General features: G+C 29.2%; 20 protein-coding genes. 15 read left to right on the top strand and 5 right to left on the bottom strand.

The features are described from left to right. Positions 1 to 34: 34 nt before the first annotated feature. From HYG85_RS07785 to HYG85_RS07755, 7 genes are all read left to right on the top strand, one after another. Positions 35 to 1,045: a LacI family DNA-binding transcriptional regulator gene (locus HYG85_RS07785; RefSeq protein WP_212693009.1), complete on the top strand. Its 1,011-nt coding sequence runs from the start codon at positions 35 to 37 to the stop codon at positions 1,043 to 1,045. A 136-nt stretch (positions 1,046 to 1,181) separates the two neighbouring features. After that, positions 1,182 to 2,525: a glycosyltransferase family 4 protein gene (locus HYG85_RS07780; RefSeq protein ID WP_212693008.1), complete on the top strand. Its 1,344-nt coding sequence runs from the start codon at positions 1,182 to 1,184 to the stop codon at positions 2,523 to 2,525. A 127-nt stretch (positions 2,526 to 2,652) separates the two neighbouring features. Next, on the top strand, positions 2,653 to 3,978 hold the full coding sequence (locus HYG85_RS07775) for an extracellular solute-binding protein (RefSeq protein ID WP_212693007.1): 1,326 nt from the start codon (positions 2,653 to 2,655) through the stop codon (positions 3,976 to 3,978). Positions 3,979 to 4,007: 29 nt separating this feature from the next. Then, entirely contained in the window at positions 4,008 to 4,916 is a 909-nt protein-coding gene (locus HYG85_RS07770; RefSeq protein WP_212693006.1) for a carbohydrate ABC transporter permease, read from the top strand. Between the two features lies 1 nt (position 4,917). Beyond that, positions 4,918 to 5,739 (top strand): carbohydrate ABC transporter permease, encoded by an 822-nt coding sequence (locus tag HYG85_RS07765; protein WP_212693005.1) that lies wholly within the window; start codon positions 4,918 to 4,920, stop codon positions 5,737 to 5,739. A 26-nt stretch (positions 5,740 to 5,765) separates the two neighbouring features. Beyond that, on the top strand, positions 5,766 to 7,427 hold the full coding sequence (locus HYG85_RS07760; RefSeq protein WP_212693004.1) for an alpha-amylase family glycosyl hydrolase: 1,662 nt from the start codon (positions 5,766 to 5,768) through the stop codon (positions 7,425 to 7,427). Positions 7,428 to 7,491: 64 nt separating this feature from the next. Further along, entirely contained in the window at positions 7,492 to 8,559 is a 1,068-nt protein-coding gene (locus tag HYG85_RS07755) for a glycoside hydrolase family 130 protein (RefSeq protein WP_212693003.1), read from the top strand. On the opposite strand, the gene HYG85_RS24755 is transcribed toward HYG85_RS07755, so the two are convergent. The 3 genes from HYG85_RS24755 to HYG85_RS07745 all read right to left on the bottom strand — a co-directional run bounded on the left by HYG85_RS24755 (position 8,498) and on the right by HYG85_RS07745 (position 9,363). Next, positions 8,498 to 8,698 (bottom strand): TIGR03943 family putative permease subunit, encoded by a 201-nt coding sequence (locus HYG85_RS24755; protein WP_408647987.1) that lies wholly within the window; start codon positions 8,696 to 8,698, stop codon positions 8,498 to 8,500. The genes HYG85_RS07755 and HYG85_RS24755 overlap by 62 nt on opposite strands. Positions 8,699 to 8,781: 83 nt before the next feature. After that, positions 8,782 to 8,946: a hypothetical protein gene (locus tag HYG85_RS07750; protein ID WP_212693002.1), complete on the bottom strand. Its 165-nt coding sequence runs from the start codon at positions 8,944 to 8,946 to the stop codon at positions 8,782 to 8,784. A 126-nt stretch (positions 8,947 to 9,072) separates the two neighbouring features. Beyond that, complete coding sequence (locus HYG85_RS07745) at positions 9,073 to 9,363, bottom strand: hypothetical protein (protein ID WP_113672389.1); 291 nt, start codon at positions 9,361 to 9,363, stop codon at positions 9,073 to 9,075. Positions 9,364 to 9,501: 138 nt separating this feature from the next. On the opposite strand from HYG85_RS07745, the gene HYG85_RS07740 reads away from it, so the two are divergent. Next, positions 9,502 to 9,735: a helix-turn-helix domain-containing protein gene (locus HYG85_RS07740; protein ID WP_212693001.1), complete on the top strand. Its 234-nt coding sequence runs from the start codon at positions 9,502 to 9,504 to the stop codon at positions 9,733 to 9,735. A gap of 62 nt (positions 9,736 to 9,797) precedes the next feature. Then, positions 9,798 to 10,247, top strand: a complete 450-nt coding sequence (locus tag HYG85_RS07735) for a GNAT family N-acetyltransferase (protein WP_212693000.1) — start codon at positions 9,798 to 9,800, stop codon at positions 10,245 to 10,247. On the opposite strand, the gene HYG85_RS07730 is transcribed toward HYG85_RS07735, so the two are convergent. Further along, the gene (locus HYG85_RS07730) at positions 10,248 to 10,808 is read right to left on the bottom strand and encodes a hypothetical protein (RefSeq protein ID WP_212692999.1); all 561 of its coding nucleotides are present in this window, start codon (positions 10,806 to 10,808) and stop codon (positions 10,248 to 10,250) included. Between the two features lie 286 nt (positions 10,809 to 11,094). Between HYG85_RS07730 and HYG85_RS07725 the strand changes: the two genes are divergently transcribed. Next, positions 11,095 to 11,574: a DUF6530 family protein gene (locus HYG85_RS07725; RefSeq protein WP_212692998.1), complete on the top strand. Its 480-nt coding sequence runs from the start codon at positions 11,095 to 11,097 to the stop codon at positions 11,572 to 11,574. 83 nt (positions 11,575 to 11,657) lie between these two features. Continuing rightward, a complete protein-coding gene (locus tag HYG85_RS07720) occupies positions 11,658 to 12,098 on the top strand; it encodes a GNAT family N-acetyltransferase (protein ID WP_212692997.1) in 441 nt (146 codons plus the stop codon). Between the two features lie 211 nt (positions 12,099 to 12,309). Here HYG85_RS07720 and HYG85_RS07715 read toward each other — a convergent pair whose 3' ends face one another. Next, the gene (locus HYG85_RS07715) at positions 12,310 to 13,041 is read right to left on the bottom strand and encodes a leucine-rich repeat domain-containing protein (protein ID WP_212692996.1); all 732 of its coding nucleotides are present in this window, start codon (positions 13,039 to 13,041) and stop codon (positions 12,310 to 12,312) included. Between the two features lie 408 nt (positions 13,042 to 13,449). Between HYG85_RS07715 and HYG85_RS07710 the strand changes: the two genes are divergently transcribed. The 4 genes from HYG85_RS07710 to HYG85_RS07695 all read left to right on the top strand — a co-directional run bounded on the left by HYG85_RS07710 (position 13,450) and on the right by HYG85_RS07695 (position 15,622). Next, a complete protein-coding gene (locus HYG85_RS07710; RefSeq protein ID WP_212692995.1) occupies positions 13,450 to 14,421 on the top strand; it encodes a hypothetical protein in 972 nt (323 codons plus the stop codon). A gap of 22 nt (positions 14,422 to 14,443) precedes the next feature. Further along, positions 14,444 to 14,737: a hypothetical protein gene (locus HYG85_RS07705; protein ID WP_212692994.1), complete on the top strand. Its 294-nt coding sequence runs from the start codon at positions 14,444 to 14,446 to the stop codon at positions 14,735 to 14,737. A gap of 193 nt (positions 14,738 to 14,930) precedes the next feature. Beyond that, positions 14,931 to 15,125, top strand: coding sequence for a hypothetical protein (locus HYG85_RS07700; RefSeq protein ID WP_212692993.1), 195 nt, complete (start codon positions 14,931 to 14,933; stop codon positions 15,123 to 15,125). A 92-nt stretch (positions 15,126 to 15,217) separates the two neighbouring features. Continuing rightward, positions 15,218 to 15,622, top strand: a complete 405-nt coding sequence (locus tag HYG85_RS07695) for an Imm7 family immunity protein (protein WP_212692992.1) — start codon at positions 15,218 to 15,220, stop codon at positions 15,620 to 15,622. The last annotated feature ends 110 nt before the right edge of the window (positions 15,623 to 15,732 follow it).

Genomic DNA, 15,732 nt, shown 5'->3' with positions numbered 1-15,732 from the left:
ATAGATGACAACGAAAGACAAAAGGGGTTTTTTCATGAAAATGTTATCAATGAAAGATATTGCGAACCTAAGTGGTGTATCTCTTAAAACAGTGTCGAGAGTATTAAATAATAGCGATAACGTAAAAGATAGTACTAGGCAAAAAGTTATGAAGATAGTAGAAGAACACGGCTATCAAAAAAATATAATAGCCAAAAGCTTGAAAGAAAGAAAAACCAATACTATCATCGTACTTATAGATAGACATAAAGGTGACTACTGGGGTATATGGCATACAATCATGCTTAATACCATTATGAAAAAAGGTAAAAAACTTGGATATAAAGTTATAATATCACCATCAAGTGCAATGAATTCCTTAAAAGAAGATACAGACGGTTTTCCTCTTATTACAAGTGGATTGGCTGATGGAGCAATTATATTTGACAATGTAAGAAAAGATGTAAGAATAGCTTTTCTAAATAAACATAACATTCCATATGTAGTTGTAGGAAGGAATGTAGATAATAACCAAAGTAAATGGGTAGATCTGGATAACAAGAGTGCAGGTTATGTGGGTGGTGAATATCTAATAGAAAGAGATTACCATTCAATATGCTTTTTACTTGGAGAAGAAGAATACATTGTTAATCAAGAACGAGCTAAAGGTTTTAAAGAAGCTGCTTTAAAATACAACATAAAAGATGTTAATACCGTATATGGAATAAACACTATGAAAAAAGCCTATGAGGTAGTTAATAAGCAGCTCAATGAAAATAAAAAATACAGAGCTTATTATGTTTCAGGAGATGAAAGAGCTCTTGGAGTATACAGGGCTATATTAGAAAAAGGATATAAAATACCAGATGATATAGCTGTACTTGGAATAGATAATATCCCTATATGTGATTATCTGTATCCTAGTTTATCTTCCATCAATCAACCAGTTAACGAGTTTTGTGAACATATATTGAATATGTTGATAAAACAAATAAATGGTGAAGAAATACTAACTTCCAATAAGATAGTTTTACCATATGAATTAATTATAAGAGAATCAACCTAAAAGATTTAAAAAATATGTTATTTTAAAACTAATCCATAGTAACATATTTTTTTATAAGAAAATGACAACGTATGACATTAATTAAATTTATTAATCAAACAAAATATTCAATTTAGATAAGAGAGGAAAAATAGACATGAAATTTGGGCTGTTACATTTCAGAACGGGAGAAACAGATGGAGTTTCCCTTGAAATGGATAAATGGAGACTAATACTAGAAAAATTAGGGCATGAAGTAATATATATAGCTGGAAGCGGTAAAAAAGATGATGAAGGCTTAAGAATAATAGATTACTTACATTATAAAAACCCTATTAACAATAAAATAGTAGACATAGTATATAAAGGAATCAATCATAAAGAGACAGAACAAGATATTAAGAATCTAATAAATGATTATGCTGATGATATAAGAAACAGCTTAGTTAAGTTAATAAAAGAAGAACAATTGGACTACTTGGTTCCAAATAATGTTTTATCACTTGGATGGAATCTATCAGCAGGTATTGGTGTTGCAAAAGCCATAAGAGAAACAGGAGTAAAAGTTATAGCTCATCATCATGATTTCCATTGGGAAAGAGAATTATACTCTAATCCAAAATACGAATTTGTAAAAGATATATTACAACAATATTTCCCTTACCAATCAGAAAATATCAAACACGTTGTAATAAATAGCATTGCAAAAAGACAATTAAAACAAAGATACAATATTGACTCAACTATAGTGCCTAATGTATTCAATTATAATGGTACAAGTTGGAATAACGATTCATATAATCAAGATATGAAAAAAAATGTTGGCATTACTGATAACCAAATTGTATTTTTACAAGCTACCAGAGTAGTAGAACGCAAAGGAATAGAACTAGCAATAGATGTAATAGCTAAGATTAATGAGTATAAAAGCAGATTAATAGGTAAAACACTATTAAATAGAAAAGTAATTAATGAAGATACAGAATTCGTTATGGTACTAGCAGGTTTGAATGAAAGTAAACAATACTATGACAAGCTTATACAAAAAGCAGAAAATCAAAAAGTTAAAATCATTGATATTAATGATAGAGTTGACCATGTAAGAAATACGAAAGATGGTAAGAAAACTTATTCACTATGGGATGCATATGTAATATCTGATTTTATAACTTATCCAAGTATATTAGAAGGTTTTGGAAATCAGTTTTTAGAAGCAGTATATGCCAGAAAACCACTACTAGTATATGAATATCCAGTATTTGATGAGTATCTGAAAACTTTTGATTTTGACTACGTATCACTTTCCAATGACTATCAACTAACAGAAAATGGATTAGTTTCAGTATCAGATGAAATAATTGAAAAGTGTGCAGATGAAACGATAGAAATACTCACAGATGAATGTTTATATAAACAACAAGTGGACAAGAATTATGAAACATGCAAAGAACATTTTTCATATGAGACCTTAGAGCTCATACTATGTAATATTATTAAGTGAATTGACTTTACGTTTATAATGACTCTAATCAAAGATATGGAAGGATAATTCCTTTTACATATAATAGAGATTGATTCTCTATAAAAAACCAAAAATAAAATTCAACTAAAATATGGGAGGTAAAAACATGAAAAAATTATTATCTATTTTACTTGTAACAGTACTTACACTTGGTGTATTTACAGGGTGTGGAAACAAAGAAGAAAAAACAGTTGATACAAATGATAAAGTATCAGAAGAGACAACTAATGAACCAATAGAATTAAGATATCAAATAGTATGGGATATAAACTCAGGAAGAGGAAAAAATATTCAATCAGTTGTAGATATGTTTAATGAAAGTAATGAAAATATAAAGGTGTCATTAATAACAGGTGACTCTGACGAAAAAAAATTAATAACTAGTTTATTAAGTGATGATACAGCAGAATTAATTCAACTTAGCGTTAAGAGTGTTAAAACAATAGGAAAAGAAGGTTTACTAAGAGATTTGACAGAGTATAAAAATGATTATAGCGAACTCTTCTATGATGAACTATTAAATTTCTTCCAATATGAAGATAAGCTATTCGCTGCTCCATGGATTGGACATACAATTGAATTAGTATATAACAAAGATTTATTTGAAGCAGCAGGTTTAACACAAGCTCCAAGTACTTGGGATGAAGTACTTGAATACAGCAAAATCATTGAAGAAAAAACAGATGCAAAAGGCTTAGGAATTGCAGGTATGCAAAATAATGATGCCATCTGGATGTCAACTCCGATAATAAAATCTTATGGTGGAGAATTCATAACTGAAGAAGATGGAAAACAAGTTATGGCTATAAACAATGACGAAGGAATAAAAGGATTAGAAATATATCAGCAAATAGCTAAAAACTATGATGGTGCCGCTGAAAAAAATGGTGGAAACGTAATGGAAGATTTCAGAAATCAAAAAATAGCTATGGAATTCCAAGGACCTTGGGGTGTAACAGATATATGGAAAAACAATAATCCATTTGAAGTAAATGCAGCATTGATACCAGCAGGACCAGCAGGAAGATTCGTTGATGGTGGACCTTATGGAATAGCAATACCAGCATCTACATCAGACGAGAAAGCAGGAGCAGCAATCCAGTTCATTAATTACTTACAATCAACAGAAGCACAAGCTAAGATAATGGAAGGCGAATATGATGAGAAAACAGATAACTACTATCCATATCGTGTTCCTATGAGAAAAGACATGAAAGACTCAGAGTATTTCGTGGAACATCCTGAATTACTAGTATTTATTGAAGGATTAGAGCATGTAATAGATTCATTCCCATCACCAGAATTCAATCAAATAGCTAATGAAGTAATAACAGTTGAACTTAACAAGTTAGCTTCTGGTGAAACTACTCCTGATCAAGCAGCAAAAACAATGGAAGAAAAAGGTAACGAAATATTAAAAAACATACAATAGACTAAAAGCTTGAAAGGAAGAGAAGGTAAATGAAATTAAAAGCAAAACATAAGAGCGCAGGGTGGGGGTATATCCTTCTCTTTCCTGCCTTGCTTATAATGATACTATTTAATTTTTATCCAGTAATATGGTCCTTTTTAGTAAGTTTCAATAAAGTAAAGACCATAGAAATAAAAAATGCAGGATTATTTGATATACCTGGTATTTTCAATGGAATCAATAATTATATTAGTGTATTGAAAAATGACCTATTTGTAAAATCACTATTTAATACAGGTTATTTTGCCATTATATTTATTCCATTAACACTAATATTTTCATTATTACTTGCACAATTTCTCAACAAGAAATTAAAAGGTGTCAACTTTTTTAGAACGGTTCTTTTCATACCATATATAATATCTGTAATAAGTTCCAGTTTAATATTTTTAGCTTTGTTCAATACTGAAGCAGGATTTGTTAATGCTGTTATAAGTATGTTCGGAGGAGAAGGACCCAATTGGTTATCCAATAAGTGGCTGGCAATGCCTGTAATAGCTATTATGAGCATTTGGAGAAGAGTTGGGTATTTCATGTTGATGTATCTGGCAGGACTTCAAAACATACCAAAATCTTTATATGAGGCGGCAGAAATCGATGGAGCCACATCTTTCCAAAGGTTCAGATATGTCATAGTACCACTGCTAACCAAGATAACACTTGTTATATTGATACTATTGCTTAGAGATGTATTGACAGTATTCCAAGAAGTCTATGTTATGACAGGTGGTGGACCTGGTAACTCAACTGTTACAGTTCCTTTCTTGATATATAATGAAGCATTTAACTATTTACGATATGGTAGTGCAGCAGCAATGAGTTATATTCTATTCATTATAGCTGTAATAATAGCTTTTGTTCAGAATAAAATTGTTAAGAGAAATGGAGGAACGGAATAATATGAAAAAAATAAAAAAATATCTAGACCCTATTATTATGGTTGTATTATTAATAATATTTATTATTCCACTATATTGGTTGATTATTGGAAGTCTAAAGACTAATATGGAATTCAATCAGATTCCTCCAACATTTTGGCCTGAAAAATTTGAATTCAGCAATTATGCCCTAGCATGGAAACAGCTGGGATTCAAGACAGCTTTTCTAAACAGTGTATATGTAACAGTAATCTGTACTGTGCTAAATGTTTTTATCGGTACTCTAGCAGGATATGTTCTGTCTAAGAAAAAGATATTCGGAAGAAAAACAATACTTGCTTTAATAGTAGGGACGTTGATTGTTCCTCCAGCAGTATTATTACTACCCCTATATTTCATCATTACAAAAATGGGCATGTATGATAGTTTAACAGGGTTGATTATACCCTTTGCAGCTAATGCTTACACCATATATTTTATGAAGCAGTATATAGATGATATACCAAATGAACTTATAGAAGCCGCACGTATTGATGGTATAGGCGAAATGGGATTGATAACCAAGATAGTATTTCCATTGATAACTCCAGCTCTTGTTACAGTTAGTTTAATTAATTTTGTAGGAAACTGGAATTCATTCACTATGCCTTTGGTTTTACTTAGAAGTGATACGAAATTTACCCTTCCACTTAAACAGGCTTTACTATCCAATGCAACAGACGTAAATCAATGGCCGTTAATTCTTGCGGCAACAGTTTTATCAATAATACCAGTTCTTATAGTATTTATAGGAACACAAAAATTCTTTGTAAAAGGAATTATGGAAGGTGCAGTCAAAGGCTAGAATTTAATAAAATAGTGAGGTTGAACATGAATAATATAAGAGCTAGAATAAAAAAACTATATAGAGAAGATTACGAATTAGTATATGAAGAAGTTGCGAGACTAATAGAAGAAGAAAAAATAGCAGGTGACAAAAAATTTGTAGATGAAAAAGATATCATGCTGATAACATATGGTGATTCCATAAAAAAAGAGGGCGAAGCTCCATTAACTACTTTATTGCAATTTGTATCTGATGAAGCTACAGATACAGTTTCAGCCATTCATTTATTACCTATGTTTCCTTTTACATCAGATGACGGATTTTCCGTTGTAGATTACTATGAGATCAATAAGGAATTAGGTGATTGGTCTGATATAAATAAGTTGGCAGTAAAATTTGATTTAATGTTTGATGCAGTAATCAATCATATTTCACAATCCTCAGAGTGGTTCAAGAAATTCTTAGCTTGTGAAGAGAAATATAAAAATTATTTTATTGATGCAGACCCATCCTTGGACTATTCTTCAGTAACCAGACCAAGAGCCTTGCCATTACTTACACCTTTTGAAACAAGAGAAGGTAAAAAATATTTATGGACAACATTTAGCGAAGACCAGATAGACCTTAATTATAAAAGCAAAGACCTATTACTTGAAATTCTAAGAATACTAATATGTTACGCCAAAAGAGGAGCAAGATATATTAGACTGGATGCCATTGGTTTTGCTTGGAAGAAGCTGGGTACAACATGTATGCATTTAGAAGAAACACATGAACTAATAAAACTATTCAGAGATGTTATTGATGAATGTGTTCCAGGAACAATGATTATTACAGAAACAAACGTACCACATGTTGATAATATAAGTTATTTTGGAAATGGTTATGATGAAGCATCTATGGTATATCAATTTCCATTACCACCACTTACATTATTCTCATTTATCACTTCAGACGCAACGAAACTGATAAATTGGTTAAGTACAGTTGAAAATGTAAGTAATAAAACTACCTATTTCAATTTCTTAGCATCTCATGATGGAATAGGAATGAGACCTGTAGAAGACATCCTCAATGATGAAGAAAAACAATTGATGGTTGATAATACTATAAAAAAAGGTGGACGTATCGGCTATAAAGCTAACGGAGATGGAACAAAAAGTCCATATGAACTAAATATCAATTATAGGGATGCAATAATAAATAAAGACGAAGATGATGAAACAAAAGTAAATAAGTTCTTAGCATCACAAGCAATACTTCTATCAATAGCAGGTATGCCTGGGATATATATACACTCTTTACTAGGATCAGGAAATTGGACAGAGGGAATGGAACAATCTGGTATCAATAGAAGAATAAATAGGGAGCAACTTGATTATAATACAATAATTGATAACTTGAAAACTGACTATGTAAAATGTAATATATTTGACGGGTACAAAAAACTAATCAAAACAAGAAAAAATAATTCTGCTTTTCATCCTTTAGCAAAACAAGAGGTTGTGAAGAAGGATAAACGATTATTCAACATAATAAGATATAATGAAGAGACAAAAGAAAAAATAGAAGTAATTATTAATGTAAGCAACGAAACTATTTGCATAGACCTAGATAATGAAGGAATTGATATACTTACTGGTAATAAAATATCAAAGAGCTGTCAAGTAAAACCATATGAGGTTTTATGGATTAAGGTACAATAAGATTAATTAACCGTATACATTAATATTTATGCCTAACTCACAGTAAAAGGAGTGTAATTTAAGCTTGAAACTTAGAAGAGACCCTAATAACCCAATTTTAGAACGAGATACTATAGTAGGTTATGATACTCTATTCAATCCTGGGATATGTGATGTTGATGATAAAGTATATCTAATTGCGAGAGCAGCCAGAGATGATAGAAGATTAGCTGCCAAGACAGATAGAGCATATATCTATACTAATCAGATAAGTGACCACATCATTTTTGTTAGTGAAGATAATGGTAAAACATTTGAATTTACTGGGCGTAAAATGACTGGAAGTTCATCAACGTGGATTGATGGGTATACTGATGAAATATCTGTTCCTACATATTTTGGTCCATTTGGTACAGAAGATTTGCGTTTATGCAAAATAGGTAATAAATATGTTGGTGTGGTTCACGTTATGACCCATACCCCATATACAGGAGATCACAAAGCAGGCGGTAGAGTAGGCTTGGTTATTACTGAAGATTTTAGACATTATAAGAGATACTTGATTGGTCCTTTACGTGAAGAAGGAGACCGAGATGGATGGATTATGGAACATAACGGAAAAATAGCTTATTTTTCAAGAATTAAACCTGATGCCGCAGGTAACAGAAAAATAGAATATCCTTCAATCCAAGTTGTTCATTTTGACAGTCTTCAAGATTTGATAACTGCATCTCCAAGTTTTTGGCACGATTATCTAGAAAATGTGGATAAGTATACTATCATATCTCCAACATACGAATGGGAGGGACAACAAATCGGTGGCGGTCCAATCCTAGAACATAAAGAGGGATATATAATGTTCTATCATGGTGTACAGAAAGGTAAAATGTATAGCACTGGTGCAGCATTACTGGACAAGGAAACACTAAAATGTATTAAGAAAACGAAAGAACCCATTTTATATCCAGAAGAATGGTATGAAACTGGAGAATACGGTGGAGATTCTAAAAATGTTACATTCGTCAATGGTGCAAGATATGTCAAGGATAATCAGATAGAGATTTATTATGGTGCAGCAGATTCCCATATAGCTAAAGCTTATGTGGATGATGTTGATGAATTTGTAAAAAATATGCCTGTATTTTCATTATAATAATAAAAAACTGGTAAATGACATAAAAACATATTGGAACCATATCTGTAGCACAGCAGACCATTAAAAGTCGTGCTGGTACGAACTCATTATCTTTAAATTCTTTATTATCCTTGAAAACTAATCCTATAACTTCTATCTTAGTTCTTTGTATGTATTAAAAATTAAAAGACTCTCTCAATACTTAGAGAGTGCCTTTTAATTTTATCTGTCAGTAATTCATTAGTTATTATGAGATAACTTTGATCGCTTTGTATATTTCTTTTCTGTAGAACCTATATGTTCACCATCCACAATTCCAATATCATCCCCATCTTTTGGAAATATTTTTCTTATTTCACTGTTAGATTTATCGCGGGTTTTCAAAAGATTTTTATTATTGTTCATACGTATACCTCCGCTTTACACATATTTATATAATCATTCATATTTTATCCAGATCAGTTAAATATATATTGGAAAGTATAGTTAAAACATTTAAAAGGAAAAAAAGTGTACTATAATAAAAGTCATTCAAATTATTTTTAAATCTTTCAATAGATCAACACAATCATAAAATCCATACTTATAAATATCACAAAAAAGTATACTATTAATACAGTTATTAAGACTTAAATAATCATCAATAATTGCTTTATCTTCTTCATCCATTCTATCAACTAAATCTGAAAAAGCTTTATCGTACTTATGTCTATCTAATGTCTGTTGTTTTATTTCAGCATTAGTAGATAAGCTTTGTTTGAGTTTATCATCTATAATTTCAAGTAGTAATTCATTAATATGTTTTGAGTAGTTATCTAGCATAATTATACCTCCAAATAATTTATCATAATTATTTTTATTTATACATATAATACTTATAAAATTATTTTAAGACATTTTGTCTTAAAAGTCAATAAGCCAAAATGTCTTAGTATAAAATGTTTTTGAGGTGATGAATTAATGTACGATAGAATTAAGAATTTGAGAGAAGATAATGATTATACTCAAAAACAAATTGCTGAAATATTGAACTGTACACAAACAGGTTACGGAAAATATGAATTAGGTCAAAGAGATATACCAACCCATATATTAATTAAGCTTGCTATACATTATGGTACAAGTATTGATTATCTATTAGGTATAACAGATGAAAAAACGCCATACCTTCGTTCTAAACATATACGTAGTTAAAGATAAATATTGAATCTATAATAATAGATATCTATTAAGACAAAGAATAGAAAGGAGAGCACATGAACAATCAATATTTAATAGACTTTGCAGATTACAAAGATATAGATGAATGGATGAACATGGTTGATATAGTAAAAGACGATTTTCCAGGCTTGGATATGGATGACTATAGAAAAGGTATGGAAAAAACTATAGAACGGAAAACAGGAATACTAGCTAGACATGATGATAAAATAGTAGGGTTGCTTATAATAAGCAGGAAAAATTCAGAAATTTGTTTTTTAGCGGTACATCCAGACTATAGGAAAAAAGGTATAGCATCAAAACTATTACAGTTTTCCTTTAAAGAATTCAAACCAAAAACGGATATAAAAGTTACTACATATAGAGAAGGCGATCCAAAAGGAACAGCCCCTCGTAAATTATATAAAAGATTAGGATTTATAGAAGATGAATTACTGATAGAATTTGATTATCCTACTCAGAGGTTTATAAAACCATCTATGTAATTATTTAAAATCTAAAATTTTATTGATATTAGTTTCTCTTAATATAGGTTCAGACTCAGGTGATAATGTATAGATATCTATAGTATAGAATTTATCATTCTCAGTCACATCATATCCTAGATTAGGAGAAATAGTATCAAGTTTAAATTCATTAACTTTATCTTTTAAGACATCATAGATTTTATGTGTTTCATTTAGAATCATAGATTGTTCTTCACTTGAACTAGTATTTACAGGCTCAATTTCTATGCTGAATTCATCCCATAATAATATTGAATAACTATTTTCTGTAGAAGATGACTGTCCTTCTTTTATTAGAGTCCAAAACTTCCTTTTGTCATTGGATAATAAAAGATAATTAAAATTACCATCATAATCATATACTTTAATTATTTTTTCTTTGCTATTAGACGTTTGATTTACAGTCTTATAAGTTTCAAACGTAGTTATGTTATATCCATTTTTAACAAGGATAATGTAAAATGACAAAGGTTTAGCCAAAAAATATATACTGATTAGTATAATTATGATAATGGATATTTTTTTAACATTTCTATTCAAAATAATCACCATAAGCCTTTCTATTACAAAAATCTTATTAACTCTATAATTTTACTTTTTTCCTTTCATAATAATAGATACAAGTAAAATCTACCTAATAAATATTTTAACACATATATTAGTTAACTAACATAATATTTCATTATTTTAAAGGTTGTAATATTAATATAAGCCTTTTTATTCTCTAATGATAACCTTGACAAATCTAATAGAATAATATACCATTAAATTGGATTTAGTAATTTACTAAATTACTAAATTACTAATTGTTAAAGGGGGTCATAATATGAAAATACCTACAAAATTAAAACATAAACCTGTAATAGTTTCTGAAAACTATGAAAATGTTGATGGTAGATACGCCTATGATACTGATGCTAAGGGGCTTTCATTAGGACTGGCACAGTGGAATGATAGAGGAAATGTGGAGATATCAGCTAAAGTTTGGAGACATACAGGTGAAAAATGGTCAAGACAATCTGAAGAATTACCACTACATCGTGTGCTAGACTTATCAATTCTTATTTGCAGAACCATGGGACATTTCAAAGAAGCGTATCGCTATGATGATCTATACAATCAAGATAAACCTATTATTGACAGAGTAGGATTACAAGGTGATGCAATGAACGTAGAAGTATGTATAGATAATGAAAAAATAAATGAAGATATTAAACTTTTTAATCAAATTCTAAGTGATGATGGGGAACTCATAGCTGAAAGATTAAAAGTATTATCAGGTATGTTAAAGGAATTAGGTTATTAGTTATATAGTAATATTTATTCTTCATTTATGAGGTAAGAAAATAAACTAATATAATAATTAAAAATAGAAATATGGAGGGTATTATGAATATACTATTTAAAGAAATAAATAACGATAATTGGGAAGAGTGCTTTAATTTAAAGGTTTTTAAGGAGCAAGAAGAATTTGTAGCACCTAATTCATACTCATTGTTAGAAGCTCATTATGGAAAAAATTTATTTCCATTAGCAATATATGATGACGATATAATGGTTGGGTTTATCATGTATGAGATTGATGAAGAAGATGATAACAGTATGGCTATGTGCAGATTAATGATTGACCAAAAACATCAGAAAAAAGGATATGGAAGAGCATCAGTACTAAAACTTCTGGATTTTATAAGAGAAAAATATGGCAAGATGCCTTTCTACACTAGCTTTGAACCAGAAAATAAAGTAGCTGAAAAACTATATGAAAGTGTAGGATTCAAGAAAACAGGTGAAGTTCTATACGAAGAACTTGTTGCTAAGATTGATTTATAAGTAGTTCTTAGATACTTCCTATATAGCTTACATATTTTTTAGAGATCAAAATTTAATTATATTTAATTTTATGCTCTATAGTTTGTATTTTACAAGCTATAGAGCATATATTTTAGTGTAATTCATACATGAATTATGATTCAAATATGTGTACCTACATGTTTAGAGATTGTAATAAATATTGTTTAGATATACTTTATCAATTATATATTTATTGAATAATATTTTCAATGTTAGTGTACTTCATCTCTAAGTTCTTTAGTTTCTTCAAATATTCTATTGGTATAGGGTCTTTAATGTTTTGATTCTCAGAAAGAATCAGCTCTTCTAAATTACTTAGATTGCTAATACTATTTATATAATGTATGTCATTTCCACCTATAAAAAGTGATTTTAGTGTCTTTAAATTTTCAATACCATCTATAGAGGATAAATCATTTAAGTTTAAATCCAATAATGTGAGATTAGGTAAATTTGTTAATTCACAAATATTGTATATATTATTATCAGATAACACTAAATCTTCTAAGGTAATAATGTTTGATATATTTTGTATATCACTAATATTATTTCCCGATAAATCAAGTATACGTAATTTAGGTAAATTCAATTTAGGAATATTATCTATTTTGTTATTGCTTAGATCTAGTGAATCTATGTTCAAATTGTTAATATACTTAATTTCCTTGATTTGATTATTGGATAAACAAAGATGGTTTATGTTTTTAAGATTTTGTACGCCATCTAAGTTTTTAATATTACAATTTGATAAATCTAACGTGGCAACATCATATAAATTTGCTCTATTTAGCTTACCGATATTTTGTTTTAATGCTTCTCTTAAGTTAGAATCTTCTATTGAAATTTCAGCATACCAATAATAGGAGAAAAAAGCAATTAATAATATTAAGGGTAAGATAATGGCTGTTAATTTTTTTTTCATAAAAAACCTCCTCGAATTCATGTTTCATCATATTTATAGTATATCAATATCTTATATTCATCATTGTTTTACATAATTAATTCATAATTCATGTTTTAAAATTGTATATTATTTGAATATTTTATCTTAGTTCTTAAATTATATACCAAATAAATGTTAGATTCAATATCATAAAAAATTCTACTGCGAATTCTAATCCTTATTTACTAACAACTCAAGAAAAAACATACTAGAAATATGTCTTGGAATTATGCATTTTATCCCATGAATCATGTCGTTCGTCAGGATTTGTAGAAATATAATTTTTAATTATGTATTATTAAATTAATCTTTTTGTGTATATGTTTAACTTTTTTATATGAATGTTATTAAAGGTAATTTATTTATGCAGGTCAAAGGAGGTGAAACATGTCAAAAATATCTTCAGATATTAGAGAACTAGAAGAGCAAGTAGACAAGTTAAAAGGCTCGGCAGAAAGAGTAAATAATATTTATAGTCAATTTAACTCATTAAAAAATAGTATTGACAATGTAATTCGTCAAAGACATAATATTAATTATCAACTAGATACAGCTAGCAAAGGAATTAAGTCTTTAGGGGAAAGACTGGATGAATCGGGAATATATATCAATAGTGCTATAAACAGTTATCTATACGCCGAACGAAGATTGGAAAGTCTTGTGGAACAATCTAACAACATATTTGACGAGCCTACAAGAAAAGTTTACATAGAAGATTCTAAACGCGTATTTTCCAAATCAAGCTATATGACTGAAAATATACCTTATCATGATATGATGGATATCATTAAGCAAATTGATGAACAGATGGAAATATCAAATAATCAATTAAATGAGTGGTCTAGTGCCAAGTACATAGCTGATGCAAAAATCAAAGAACTATTTAAAAAGCTAAAAGAATTAGATACAGGAGAAATTACCGTAGAAGTAGCAGAAGGCGGTTATGAAGAAACTGGTGTATGGGAGCATTACAAGAAATATATTAAGAAGAATGAACTCTTGTACAAAGAAAAAGCAGGAAAAAATATAACCCCCTACGATATCTATGAATTTACTAGATTATCAGCTATGGCGGATTTGATTGATATATATGGAGATAATGATTCCATAACTAAGAATGAACACTTAATACAATCAAAAATATCAAAAAGTTTAGGAGTAAATGTACAAATACAAGAAAACAATGATATACTATTTACAGATAAAAATGTAGTATGGAAATATGTTGGACAAGACACATATGAGGCCAACCGTAGTTTAGTACATGGTGGTTATGGTGCTAGAAGTGTAGAGGCATTAAAAAAACAAGGAGCACATGAATCAGAAAATTCTTGGTGGAAATATTATCTTGATAAATAAAAAAAGTAAGTAGGTGCAGAAAATGAATAAAGTATATAAATCATGGTTGAATGAAAGTTTAAAGATTTCTCAATTAATTAATGGGGAAAAAATAGTATTTACCTGCCCAAATTGTAATAGTCATGAAGTAGACTATCAATATATTGGAGATTCAAAAACAGGAATTGGGTATCTATTGTTTTGGTGTAATAAATGTTTGAAAGGAATACATATTTCAAGAGTTATAATTCCACCTAAAGCAAAATTTATCAGTTTCGACATATCTGATGAAGAATTACTGAGAAAGGTTCCTAATTTTGAACAGGTATTACCATAAGACCTATTTCTTTTATATTTAATTAATACAATGTGTAACCGGAGAGATATCTGTTGGACCTATGGTTTTGGAGAAGGAGAATCATTGGATATAAATAATCAATTATTAAAAGTGAAGGGTCAAAATCACATAAGTGTTTCGGTTCTATAAGATAAAAAAATATGGGTTTATTGAAATTTCTAGTGATGATTATATGGTCAGATATACTCGTGAAAATATAGAAATACAACTTGAACTTAATAGGCTTAATCCAAATGATAAGCCGTATTTTGAAACTTTTACATTATATGATTTTAAAAGAGGTTTGAGTAAGATAACACAAATTAAATTAGTTGTTGCTTTAGATTTAGCAACAAAAGATATTGAGTATCATAATGAACAAAGTTAAATCGATAAAGCCTTCAATCTTATTATTATAATGTTGGATAAGAATTTATAAATAAAAATGGAATTATAAGTAAACTAAATGAGGTGATACTTATGTATGAATTTCACGGTTGGGCTGTAATAAGAGAAACTCCACAAGTTATAGACGAAGAAAATGTCGATGATATAGCTAAGATGATTGAAGAGTATATAGATAATCTTAACTGGGAAAGTGGGATTTTAAAAATATTTGCAGTAAATGGTGAATATCAATTTATAGTATCGGGTGTAAGTAATCATAAAACCCAAGAATCAGAAGAATTATTAGGAGTGTATAAATATATTGCCAAGATAGCCCCAGGTTCATATGGTCTATTATACGTTAAAGATGATGAAGACACAAAGGGGTTAGATAATGAATTTATTGTATATACTTTAGTTCGAGGTAATCTATCTATACAAAAAGATACGTTTATATCTCCATTTATTCCTATAGTAGAAGATGAATGTACTGATTAAAACCTGTTAGAATTTTAGATAACCTACATAAATGATAACTGATTAGTATTAGTTTGACTATGATTAGGATAATGTTTTATGTAGGAGTATCAACACCTTTTTGGACATGA

Origin of the sequence: Vallitalea guaymasensis, assembly GCF_018141425.1 — a bacterium.
GTDB classification, from domain to species: domain Bacteria; phylum Bacillota; class Clostridia; order Lachnospirales; family Vallitaleaceae; genus Vallitalea; species Vallitalea guaymasensis.
The sequence above is the reverse complement of the archived record's forward strand: the minus strand, read 5'-3'. Positions and strand labels throughout refer to the sequence as shown.

Bases quoted from the DNA above. Each gene is read 5' to 3' on its own strand.
- HYG85_RS07745 (WP_113672389.1), bottom strand. From the start codon at position 9,363: ATGCTAGATAACTACTCAAAACATATTAATGAATTACTACTTGAAATT.
- HYG85_RS07785 (WP_212693009.1), top strand. From the start codon at position 35: ATGAAAATGTTATCAATGAAAGATATTGCGAACCTAAGTGGTGTATCT.
- HYG85_RS07780 (WP_212693008.1), top strand. From the start codon at position 1,182: ATGAAATTTGGGCTGTTACATTTCAGAACGGGAGAAACAGATGGAGTT.
- HYG85_RS07725 (WP_212692998.1), top strand. From the start codon at position 11,095: ATGAAAATACCTACAAAATTAAAACATAAACCTGTAATAGTTTCTGAA.
- HYG85_RS07705 (WP_212692994.1), top strand. From the start codon at position 14,444: ATGAATAAAGTATATAAATCATGGTTGAATGAAAGTTTAAAGATTTCT.
- HYG85_RS07715 (WP_212692996.1), bottom strand. From the start codon at position 13,041: ATGAAAAAAAAATTAACAGCCATTATCTTACCCTTAATATTATTAATT.
- HYG85_RS07700 (WP_212692993.1), top strand. From the start codon at position 14,931: ATGGTCAGATATACTCGTGAAAATATAGAAATACAACTTGAACTTAAT.
- HYG85_RS07770 (WP_212693006.1), top strand. From the start codon at position 4,008: ATGAAATTAAAAGCAAAACATAAGAGCGCAGGGTGGGGGTATATCCTT.
- HYG85_RS07735 (WP_212693000.1), top strand. From the start codon at position 9,798: ATGAACAATCAATATTTAATAGACTTTGCAGATTACAAAGATATAGAT.
- HYG85_RS07720 (WP_212692997.1), top strand. From the start codon at position 11,658: ATGAATATACTATTTAAAGAAATAAATAACGATAATTGGGAAGAGTGC.
- HYG85_RS07695 (WP_212692992.1), top strand. From the start codon at position 15,218: ATGTATGAATTTCACGGTTGGGCTGTAATAAGAGAAACTCCACAAGTT.
- HYG85_RS07760 (WP_212693004.1), top strand. From the start codon at position 5,766: ATGAATAATATAAGAGCTAGAATAAAAAAACTATATAGAGAAGATTAC.
- HYG85_RS07775 (WP_212693007.1), top strand. From the start codon at position 2,653: ATGAAAAAATTATTATCTATTTTACTTGTAACAGTACTTACACTTGGT.
- HYG85_RS07750 (WP_212693002.1), bottom strand. From the start codon at position 8,946: ATGAACAATAATAAAAATCTTTTGAAAACCCGCGATAAATCTAACAGT.
- HYG85_RS07740 (WP_212693001.1), top strand. From the start codon at position 9,502: ATGTACGATAGAATTAAGAATTTGAGAGAAGATAATGATTATACTCAA.
- HYG85_RS07765 (WP_212693005.1), top strand. From the start codon at position 4,918: ATGAAAAAAATAAAAAAATATCTAGACCCTATTATTATGGTTGTATTA.
- HYG85_RS07710 (WP_212692995.1), top strand. From the start codon at position 13,450: ATGTCAAAAATATCTTCAGATATTAGAGAACTAGAAGAGCAAGTAGAC.